Annotated in this window: 10 protein-coding genes and 1 pseudogene; 9 read left to right on the top strand and 2 right to left on the bottom strand. The window is 76.6% G+C overall.

Translation table 11 applies throughout. From position 1 onward, the window contains the following. The 9 genes and pseudogenes from JZ5iCDA_RS18970 to mutM all read left to right on the top strand — a co-directional run. A pseudogene (locus tag JZ5iCDA_RS18970) lies at nucleotides 1-685 on the top strand (hypothetical protein); the annotation flags it as partial. Then, entirely contained in the window at nucleotides 682-2,994 is a 2,313-nt protein-coding gene (gene recG, locus JZ5iCDA_RS13085; RefSeq protein WP_069387575.1) for an ATP-dependent DNA helicase RecG, read from the top strand. The pseudogene JZ5iCDA_RS18970 and the gene recG, both read left to right, overlap by 4 nt. A gap of 46 nt (nucleotides 2,995-3,040) precedes the next feature. Continuing rightward, nucleotides 3,041-3,655 carry a 16S rRNA (guanine(966)-N(2))-methyltransferase RsmD gene (rsmD, locus tag JZ5iCDA_RS13080; RefSeq protein WP_069387574.1) on the top strand — a complete coding sequence of 205 codons (615 nt, stop codon included), beginning with the start codon at nucleotides 3,041-3,043 and terminating at the stop codon, nucleotides 3,653-3,655. A 48-nt stretch (nucleotides 3,656-3,703) separates the two neighbouring features. Beyond that, nucleotides 3,704-4,195: a pantetheine-phosphate adenylyltransferase gene (gene coaD, locus JZ5iCDA_RS13075; RefSeq protein WP_069387573.1), complete on the top strand. Its 492-nt coding sequence runs from the start codon at nucleotides 3,704-3,706 to the stop codon at nucleotides 4,193-4,195. Between the two features lie 7 nt (nucleotides 4,196-4,202). Beyond that, complete coding sequence (locus JZ5iCDA_RS13070) at nucleotides 4,203-4,820, top strand: hypothetical protein (RefSeq protein ID WP_253182086.1); 618 nt, start codon at nucleotides 4,203-4,205, stop codon at nucleotides 4,818-4,820. 211 nt (nucleotides 4,821-5,031) lie between these two features. Then, the gene (locus tag JZ5iCDA_RS13065) at nucleotides 5,032-5,628 is read left to right on the top strand and encodes a YceD family protein (RefSeq protein ID WP_069387578.1); all 597 of its coding nucleotides are present in this window, start codon (nucleotides 5,032-5,034) and stop codon (nucleotides 5,626-5,628) included. A 2-nt stretch (nucleotides 5,629-5,630) separates the two neighbouring features. Beyond that, a complete protein-coding gene (gene rpmF, locus JZ5iCDA_RS13060) occupies nucleotides 5,631-5,825 on the top strand; it encodes a 50S ribosomal protein L32 (protein ID WP_069387572.1) in 195 nt (64 codons plus the stop codon). 5 nt (nucleotides 5,826-5,830) lie between these two features. Further along, complete coding sequence (gene rnc / locus JZ5iCDA_RS13055) at nucleotides 5,831-6,604, top strand: ribonuclease III (protein WP_253182085.1); 774 nt, start codon at nucleotides 5,831-5,833, stop codon at nucleotides 6,602-6,604. Beyond that, nucleotides 6,597-7,547 carry a bifunctional DNA-formamidopyrimidine glycosylase/DNA-(apurinic or apyrimidinic site) lyase gene (mutM, locus tag JZ5iCDA_RS13050; protein WP_069387571.1) on the top strand — a complete coding sequence of 317 codons (951 nt, stop codon included), beginning with the start codon at nucleotides 6,597-6,599 and terminating at the stop codon, nucleotides 7,545-7,547. The genes rnc and mutM overlap by 8 nt, the downstream gene beginning before the upstream one ends. 21 nt (nucleotides 7,548-7,568) lie before the next feature. Here the strand turns inward: mutM and JZ5iCDA_RS13045 are convergent, their stop codons facing one another. Both JZ5iCDA_RS13045 and JZ5iCDA_RS13040 read right to left on the bottom strand, forming a co-directional pair. Then, nucleotides 7,569-8,510, bottom strand: coding sequence for a phosphoglycerate dehydrogenase (locus tag JZ5iCDA_RS13045; protein WP_069387576.1), 942 nt, complete (start codon nucleotides 8,508-8,510; stop codon nucleotides 7,569-7,571). 85 nt (nucleotides 8,511-8,595) lie between these two features. After that, a partial coding sequence (locus JZ5iCDA_RS13040; RefSeq protein ID WP_139123104.1) for an ATP-binding cassette domain-containing protein occupies nucleotides 8,596-9,225 on the bottom strand: 630 nt, incomplete at its 5' end.

Raw genomic sequence — 9,225 nt, 5'->3', positions numbered from 1 at the left:
CGTCGCGCCGTCCGTCGGCGACGAGCCGTCGGCGTCCTCGGGCGGGTCCGCGGTCGGCGTCGTCGCCGTGACCACCGCACCCGGTCTGGTCGCGGACCTGGCGCGCGCGGGCGCCGTCGTGCTCCTGCGCGAGCCGGACGCCGCGACCGACGTGCCCGCGCTGCACCGCGCCGTCGTGGACACGGGCGCGACCCGCGTGGTGCTGCTGCCCGGCGCCCCGCTCGACGCGGACGCCGTCACCGGGCTGCAGGAGGCCGCCCGGCAGGACGGGGTCGAGCAGCTGGACGTGCTCGGTGCGCCGACGGACCTGCACGTCGTCGCCGCCCTCGCCGCGAGCCAGCTCGTCGAGGCCGACGGCGCGCGGCGCGTCGCGGCCGCACGGGCCGCCGCGGCGCGCGTGCGGGTCGTGCGCACCGCCGTCCCGGGCGGGTGGGCCGGGACGTCCGGCGCAGTCCCGGACGTCGTCGTCGCGGCGCTCGCCGAGGTGCTCGACGGGCCCGCCGAGGTCCTCACCGTGCTCGCCGACGACGACGTGCCTGAGGTGCTGGTCCACGCGGTGACCGCGCGAGCGGCCGAGCGGGGTGCCGAGCCCGTCGTGCTGCGGTCCGGGCGCCGCGGCGGCACCATGACGCTCGGCGCCGAGCCGCCGAGCGGCGAGCACGAGCAGGTGGAGGAGACCCGATGAGCGAGCGGACCGGCGGCCCCGTGACCGACCCGGCGACCGGGCGCGCGACCGACCGCCTGGCCGAGCCGCTGAGCAAGGCGCTCGGCGCGCGCAGCGCCAACCCGCTCGCGAAGCTGGGCCTGCGCACGATCGGGGACCTCCTGCGTCACTACCCGCGGCGGTACGGCGACCCGGGCAAGCTCACCGACCTCGCGGGCCTGGCGCTCGGCGAGCACGTGACGATCGTCGCGCAGGTGCGCAGCGCGACCGTGCGGCGCATGCGCAACCGCCCCGGCGCCATCCTCGAGGCCGTCGTGACCGACGGGCCGCAGCAGCTCTCGCTGACGTTCTTCGCGAAGAGCCCGAACGCGCTGCGGTACCACGAGCAGCGGCTCGCGCCCGGGCGGCTCGGCCTGTTCACCGGCGTCGTCGGGTTCTACCGCGGCACGCGGCAGCTCACCCACCCCGACTACCGCATCATCGGGATGGACGACGACGCGGAGGACGCCGAGAGCGCGGTCCTCGAGGCGAGCCGCCCCATCCCGATCTACTCGGCGAGCGCGAGCATCCCGAGCTGGAAGATCCAGCCGGCGGTGCGCACGGTCCTCGACCCGCTGCGCGAGGAGGACGTGCCCGACCCGCTGCCCGCCCCGGTGCGCGAGCGCCACGGCCTGGGCACCCGGCTCGAGGCGCTGCGCGACGTCCACGAGCCGTACGACGAGCAGCAGTGGCGGCGCGGCCGGGACCGGCTGCGCTACGAGGAGGCGTTCGTCCTCCAGGCCGCGCTCGCCCAGCGCCGTGCCCGGGCGGAGGCCGAGCCGGCGACGGCGCGCCCGCCGCGCGCGGCGGGGGAGCCGGGGATCCTCGCCGACTTCGACGCGGCGCTGCCGTTCACGCTCACGCGCGGCCAGCAGGAGGTCGGCGACGAGATCGCCGCGGACCTCGCGCGCTCGCGCCCCATGCAGCGGCTCCTGCAGGGCGAGGTCGGCTCGGGCAAGACGGTCGTCGCGCTGCGCGCGATGCTCCAGGTGGTCGACGCCGGCGGGCAGGCCGCGCTGCTCGCCCCGACGGAGGTGCTCGCCGCGCAGCACGCGCGGACGCTGCGCGCGCTCCTCGGCCCGCTCGCCGAGGGCGGGTTGCTGGGCGGCGCGGAGCACGGGACCCGGGTGGCGCTGCTCACGGGCTCGCTCGGCGCGGCGGCGCGCAAGGAGGCGCTGCTCGACGCCGCGAGCGGGGCGGCGGGCATCGTCGTCGGCACGCACGCGCTGCTGTCCGAGAACGTCCAGTTCGCCGACCTCGGGCTCGTCGTCGTCGACGAGCAGCACCGGTTCGGCGTCGAGCAGCGCGACGCCCTGCGCGCGAAGGCCCGCACGAGCCCGCACCTGCTCGTCATGACGGCGACGCCGATCCCGCGCACCGTCGCGATGACCGTGTTCGGCGACCTCGAGACGTCGTCGCTCACCGAGGTCCCCGCGGGGCGGTCCGGCATCACGACGCACGTCGTCCCGGCGGCCAACGCCGCGTGGATGGACCGCACCTGGGCCCGCGTGCGGGAGGAGGTCGACGCCGGCCACCGCGCCTACGTGGTCTGCGCGCGCATCCACCCCGACGAGCCGGGCGACGGGGCGCCGCGCGCGGGCGGGGCCGCCGCCGGTGAGTTCGACGACGTGCCCGACTTCCTGCTCGAGGAGACCGGCGCCGCGGAGGAGCGCGCTCCGCTGCGGGCCGTGCTCGAGGTGGCCGAGGAGCTGCGCGCGCACCCGCGGCTCGCCGGGCTGACGGTCGGCGTCCTGCACGGGCAGATGCCCCCGGCGGACAAGGACGCGGTCATGGCCGCGTTCGCGTCGGGGGAGGTGCAGGTGCTCGTCTCGACGACGGTTGTCGAGGTGGGCGTCGACGTCCCGGAGGCCACGGTCATGGTCGTGCACGACGCCGACCGGTTCGGCATCTCCCAGCTCCACCAGCTGCGCGGCCGCGTCGGCCGCGGGAGCGCCCCGGGCCTGTGCCTCCTCGTCTCGACGGCGCAGCCGGGCACGCCCGCGGCGACACGCGTGGAGACGCTCGCCCGCACGACCGACGGCTTCGAGCTCGCGACCGTGGACCTCGAGCTGCGCAGCGAGGGCGACGTCCTCGGCGCCGCCCAGTCGGGCCGCGCGAGCTCGCTGCGGCTCCTGCGCGTGGTCAAGGACGCCGACGTCATCGCGACGGCGCGCGCCGACGCCGCGGCGGTCGTGGCCGAGGACCCCGAGCTCGCCGCGCACCCGGCGCTCGCGGGCGCCATCCGCGAGCAGCTCGACCCGGAGCGCGAGGAGTTCCTCGAGCGCGCGTGACACGGCCCGGCCGGAGCGGTCGTCGCGCGTCGCTACCCTGGGGCCCGTGACGAGGATCGTGGCGGGGACCGCCGGCGGACGCACCATCCAGGTCCCGCCCCGCGGCACCCGGCCCACCAGCGACCGCGTGCGCGAGGCGATCTTCTCGCGCCTCGACCACCTCGGCGTCGTCGACGGCGCGCGCGTGCTCGACCTCTACGCCGGCTCCGGCGCGCTCGGGCTCGAGGCGGCGAGCCGCGGGGCGGAGTCCGTCACGCTCGTCGACTCGGCGCGCGTCGCGGTCGACGTGGCGCGCCGCAACGTCGCCGCGCTCGGGCTGCGGGACGTGCGCGTCGTCGCGCGGTCCGCCGAGTCGTTCGTCGCGACCGCGCCGGGCGGGCCGTTCCACCTCGTCTTCCTCGACCCGCCGTACGACCTCGGCACGGACGCGCTCGAGCGGGTCCTCGACCGCCTCGCGGCCCCGGGCGTGCTCGACCCGACGGCCGTCGTCGTCGTCGAACGCTCCTCCCGCAGCCCCGAGCCCGCGTGGCCCGCCGGGTGGGAGCGGCTCGCGAGCCGGTCCTACGGGGAGACCGCGGTCTGGTTCGCGGGGCCCCGCCTGGACGAGCACGCGGCCGACGACCACGAGGGTGACGACCCCGAGCACGGCGTCACCGCCTGACCGGCACGCCTCCCGGGGCGCCGCGGGGCCGTGTACTACCGTGACGAGGTGACCACAGCCGTCTGTCCCGGGTCGTTCGACCCGATCACCCTCGGCCACCTCGACATCGTCGCGCGCGCCCGCGCGCTGTTCGACGAGGTCGTCGTGGGGGTGGCGCGCAACGCGTCGAAGAACGCGCTGCTGAGCGTCGACGAGCGCGTACGGCTCGCGCAGAAGGCCGTCGAGCACGCGGGCCTGGAGGGCGTGCGGGTCGAGGTCGTCCCCGGGCTGCTCGTCGACTTCTGCCGCGAGGTCGGCGCGGTGGCGGTCGTCAAGGGGCTGCGCGGCGGCGCGGACTTCGACACGGAGCTGCCCATGGCGCTCATGAACCGGCACCTCGCGGAGGTCGAGACCGTGTTCGTCGCCGGGGACGCCGCGCTGCTCCACGTCGCCTCGTCGCTCGTCAAGGACATCGCGCGGCACGGCGGCCCGGTGGACGACCTCGTCCCCCCGGGCGTGGGGGACGCGGTGCGGGCGGCGCTCGCGCAGGGCGGACGCTGAGCGACGGATGAGCACGACGGAGAGGGCAGGGCGGATGAGCGAGCAGGGCAGCGTGCGGGCACGGGTCGACGACGTGGGCAGGCCCGCGGGGGAGGAGGCCCACGCGGGCCTCCACGCGATCCTCGACGACCTCGCCGCGCTCCTCGAGAACGCGCGGGCGATGCCGATGTCGTCGTCCGTGCTGGTCCACCGCGGCGACGCGCTCGCCCTGGTCGACGAGCTGCGCGCGGCGCTCCCGGAGCAGCTCGCGCACGCGGACGAGGTGCTGGCCGAGGCGGACGCCGTCCTCGAGGACGCCCACCGCCAGGCCGAGGAGACGCTCGCGACGGCACGGGCGCGCGCCATCGAGCTCGTGCAGACGGAGCAGGTGGTCGTGCAGGCCCAGTCGCGCGCGCACGAGATCGTCGACGAGGCCGAGCGGGCCGCCGCCGCGCTGCGCCGAGACGCCGACGACTACTGCGACCGCCAGCTCGCCGACTTCGAGGTGGACCTCGGCAAGGTCCTCGCCCAGGTCCAGGCCGGCCGCGCCAAGCTCGCGGGGCGGCTCGAGGGTGGGGCGCCGGCCGAGCCGTCGCCGTTCCCGAGCACGATGGCGCCGCGCGGCCCGGAGCGCGCGTCCCGCTAGGCGGCCGGGGCACCGGGAGCGACTCTGAGGCCACCCGGAGACCCCCCGGAGGCGCCGGGAGGTCGCCCGACGTCGTTGGCGCCCGGTGCGCCGCGTGCCGTAAGATCGTCCTTTGGGCTCGGCGCACTCGCCGCGGCCCGTGACCGGCGGGCCGACCGCCGACCTCCCCGAGACCCGTCCGCAGAACCTCCCGCCCGCGCGGGATCCGACCCTGGAGCGCGCCATCGCCACCGAGAAGACGTCGTCGCTCGTGCTGGACACGCACGAGCTCGGTCGGCGACCCGGCAGCATGCGCCCCGTCCAGCGGACGGTCGCCGCGCCGGCCGACCTGGGCACCGCGGTCATCGGCATCCCCGAGGGCAGCGAGCTCGAGCTCGACCTGCGCCTCGAGGCGGTGATGGAGGGCGTCCTGGTGTCCGGCACGGTCACCGGTCGCGCGGTCGGGGAGTGCGTGCGGTGCCTCGACGAGGTCACGGAGGACGTGCGCGTCGACCTCGCCGTGCTGTTCTCCTACGCGGAGCGCAAGCAGGCCGCGGCGGACTCCGGCGACGACCTCGAGAGCGCCGAGGACGTCTACGAGCTCGACGGCGACCTCGCCGACATCGAGCCCGCGCTACGGGATTCCGTCGTGACTGCACTACCATTCAGTCCGGTGTGCCGGCCGGACTGCCCGGGCCTCTGCTCCGAGTGCGGCGTCCGTCTCGCGGACGACCCGGGGCACGCACACGAACTGGTCGACCCCAGGTGGTCGGCGCTGGAGAGCATGTTCGACACCTCGAACGTGTCCGACGAGACGAAAGAGAGCTAGCCGTGGCTGTTCCGAAGCGCAAGATGTCGCGCAGCAACACCCGTGCGCGTCGTTCGCAGTGGAAGACGACCGCCGCGAACCTCACCACCTGCCCGCAGTGCAAGGGCGACAAGCTGTCGCACGCGGCGTGCCCGACGTGCGGCACCTACAAGGGCCGCCAGTACGCCGAGGCGCTGCGCTCCGAGCACGCAGGCTGAGGCGCGTGGCACCGGCTGCACCGGCAACCGGTCTGCTCGAGAAGCTCGGGGTCCCGCTGGACCCCGAGCTTCTCGTCCTTGCGCTCACGCACCGGTCGTTCGCCCACGAGAACGGTGGGATCCCCACCAACGAGCGCCTCGAGTTCCTCGGGGACACCGTGCTGGGCCTGGTCGTCACCGAGACGCTGTACCGGCGCCATCCCGACCTGTCGGAGGGCGAGCTCGCCAAGATGCGGGCCGCGACCGTCTCGCAGAAGTCGCTCGCGACCATCGCGCGGACCCTGGACCTCGGGCGCTTCGTGCTGCTCGGGAAGGGTGAGATCCGCACGCGCGGCAACGACAAGGACTCGATCCTGTCGGACACCGTCGAGGCCCTCATCGGCGCGGTGTACCTGAGCCACGGGCTCGAGCCCGCGCGCGAGCTCGTGCTGCGTCTCGTCGAGCCCCGGCTGGCCGCTGCCGCGGACCTCGGGGCCGGCCTCGACTGGAAGACGTCGCTGCAGGAGGCCGCGGCCGCCGCCGGGATGAGCGCCCCCGCGTACTCGAGCGACGCCGTCGGGCCCGACCACGCGCGCGTCTTCACGTCGTACGTGCACCTCGACGGCCGGCTCTACGGCACGGGCAGCGGGACGGCGAAGAAGTACGCCGAGCAGGAGGCGGCCGAGCGCGCGTACCGCGCCCTCGCCGTCGAGCAGGCGCAGCGGACCGCGGCCGAGGGCACGGACGGGACGTCCGGCACGGGCACCGCGGACGACGGCGCCGAGACGTCGGGTGCCTGAGCTCCCCGAGGTCGAGACCGTCCGTGACGGTCTCGCCCGGCACGTGCTCGGCGGCGTCGTGACCGACGTCGAGGTGCTGCGCGACTACAGCGTGCGCCGGCACGACGGCGGGCCGGGCGCGTTCCGCGACCAGCTCCTCGGCCAGCGTCTCGACGCTGCCGTGCGCCGCGGCAAGTTCCTCTGGCTGCCGCTGCGGCCCACCGGCGCTTACGGCGCACCCGCTGACGAGCGGCCCGCGGCAGCGCTGCTGGCCCACCTCGGCATGTCGGGCCAGCTCCTCGTGCGCTCGGAGGAGGGCCTCGCCGTCCGGTCGCCGCACCTGCGCGTGCGCCTGGTCCTCGAGCCGGAGGGCGGCGGCGAGGCCCGGGCGCTCGACTTCGTCGACCAGCGCACGTTCGGTCACCTGTCGGTCCAGGACCTCGTCCCGACGCCCGACGGCGCGCCCGGCGGCCTCGGCACGGAGCTCGCCGCCGTCCCCGAGCCTGTGGCGCACATCGCGCGCGACCTGCTCGACCCGGCGCTGCGCCGCGACGACGTCGTCGCGGCGATCCGCCGCCGCCGGACCGGCGTCAAGCGCGCGCTGCTCGACCAGACGGTCGTCTCCGGCGTCGGGAACATCTACGCCGACGAGGCGCTGTGGCGTGCCCGCCTGCACTACGCGCGCGCGACCGACACGCTGCGCCGGCCCGAGGCGCACCGCCTGCTCGACGCCGCCGCCGAGGTGATGGCCGAGGCGCTCGCCCAGGGCGGCACGAGCTTCGACGCGCTCTACGTCGACGTCAACGGGCGGTCGGGGTACTTCTCGCGCTCGCTCGCCGTGTACGGGCAGGAGGGCGAGCCGTGCCCGCGCTGCGGCACGCCCGTGCGGCGTGACGAGTTCATGAACCGCTCGTCGTACACGTGCCCGCGCTGCCAGCCGCGCCCGCGCAACGGCCGGTGGTAGCGCGCCCGGTCGGCTCCGCGGTCAACGCCCGACGACGTTGCGCAGCGGCCGTCCGGCCCGCAGCGCGTCGAGGTTCTCGTTGACGAGGTCCGGCGCCCCCTGCGGGCGGTTGCCCGCCGCGTGGGGCGTGAGGACGAGCCGCGGCGCGTCCCACAGCGGCGACCCGGCGGGGAGCGGCTCGGTCTCCGTGACGTCGAGCGCCGCGCCGCCGAGCCGGCCCTCGTGCAGCGCGGCGACGAGCGCGTCCTCGTCCACGGTCGCCCCGCGGCCGACGTTGACGAACACCGCGTGGTCGGGCAGCTGGTCGATCCGCGCGGCGTCGAACGCGTGACGCGTCGCGTCCGTCGCGGGCAGGACCGAGACGAGGGCGTCGGCGGTCGGGAGCAGGTCCGCGAGGTCGTCGTCGGTCACCACCGGGTAGCCGTGCCGCTCGCCGCGGCTGCTCGCGACGCCCGTCACGCGTGCGCCGAGCGCCGTGAGCAGGGGCGCGAGCCGTGCCGCGATCGACCCGAACCCCCACACGACGACGTGCGCGCCGTCGAGCGTGTACCGGCGGGCGGTGGCCGGGTCGGCCTGCGCGACGGTGTGCCGGGTGTCCCACCGGTGCTCGCGCTGCGCGGCGCCCAGCTCGTCGAGGTGGCGCACGAGCGCGAGCAGGAGCGCCAGGGTGTGCTCGGCGACCGGGCCGTCGTGCAGCGACCGCCCCGAGGTGATCACGACGTCCGGCGCGAAGCCCGCCGCGAGCACGACGTCGGGGCCCGCCGCGAGCGTCTGCACCCAGCGCAGCCGCGTGAGGCGCCGGGCGGCCTCCTCGAGGTGCTCGCGCGGGTTCGACCACGCGACGAGCACCTCCGCGTCGAGCGCGTCGGCCGGCAGGGGAGCGGCGGGGTCGTACGCGACGACGTCGTCCCCGGGCTCCGTACGCACGTCGAGGGCGATGGTGTCGGGGACGAGGATCTTCACGGCGTTCTCCAGCGCGTCGGCGAGGGTGGGGGCCCGGCGAACGTACCAGCGCGCACGCGCCCCCACCCGGTGTCGTCCCGGTCGGTCAGCGGACCGCCGTCGCCTCCTGCTCCAGCGCCCAGCGGTACGCGGGCAGCGCGAGCAGCTCGGCGTGGGTGCCCCGCGCGACGACGCGCGCCGGGCCGTCCGGGTCGTCGGGCGCGTGACCGAGGAGCAGCACCTCGTCGACGGCCTCGAGCGCGCTGAGGCGGTGCGTCGCGAGGACGACGCCCCGCGGTCCGGCGCCGTCCGCGCGCGGGCCGCGCGTCGTCGCGACGAGGTGGCGGACCAGCGCGTCGGCGGTGGGGGCGTCGAGGTGCTCGGTGGGCTCGTCGAGGAGGAGCAGGGGCGCGGGGGCGAGCAGCGCGCGCGCGACGAGAAGGCGCCGCCGCTCACCGCCGGACACGTCCGTCGCGTCCGCGCCGAGCGCGGTGTCGACGCCGTCGGGCAGGGCGTCGAGCCACTCCCCGAGACCGACCTCGCGCAGCACGGCACGTGCCTGGGCCTCGGTGACGTCCCCGCGCGCGACGCGCAGGTTCTCCAGGACGGTCGTGTCGAACACGTGGCCGTCCTCGGCGACGAGCACGACGCCGGTCGCGGCCGCGTCGCGCGGGAGCGCCGCGACGTCCGCGCCGTCGAGCGTCGCCCGCCCGCCCGCGGGCGCGAGCAGCCCCGC

This window comes from Cellulosimicrobium cellulans (genome assembly GCF_001722485.1).
GTDB lineage: Bacteria > Actinomycetota > Actinomycetes > Actinomycetales > Cellulomonadaceae > Cellulosimicrobium > Cellulosimicrobium cellulans_A.
Note: the sequence above shows the minus strand (reverse complement) of the source record. Positions and strands in the feature narration are given on the sequence as shown.

Coding starts and splice junctions, on each gene's coding strand:
- JZ5iCDA_RS13070 (WP_253182086.1), top strand. CDS start 4,203: ATGAGCACGACGGAGAGGGCAGGGCGGATGAGCGAGCAGGGCAGCGTG.
- recG (WP_069387575.1), top strand. CDS start 682: ATGAGCGAGCGGACCGGCGGCCCCGTGACCGACCCGGCGACCGGGCGC.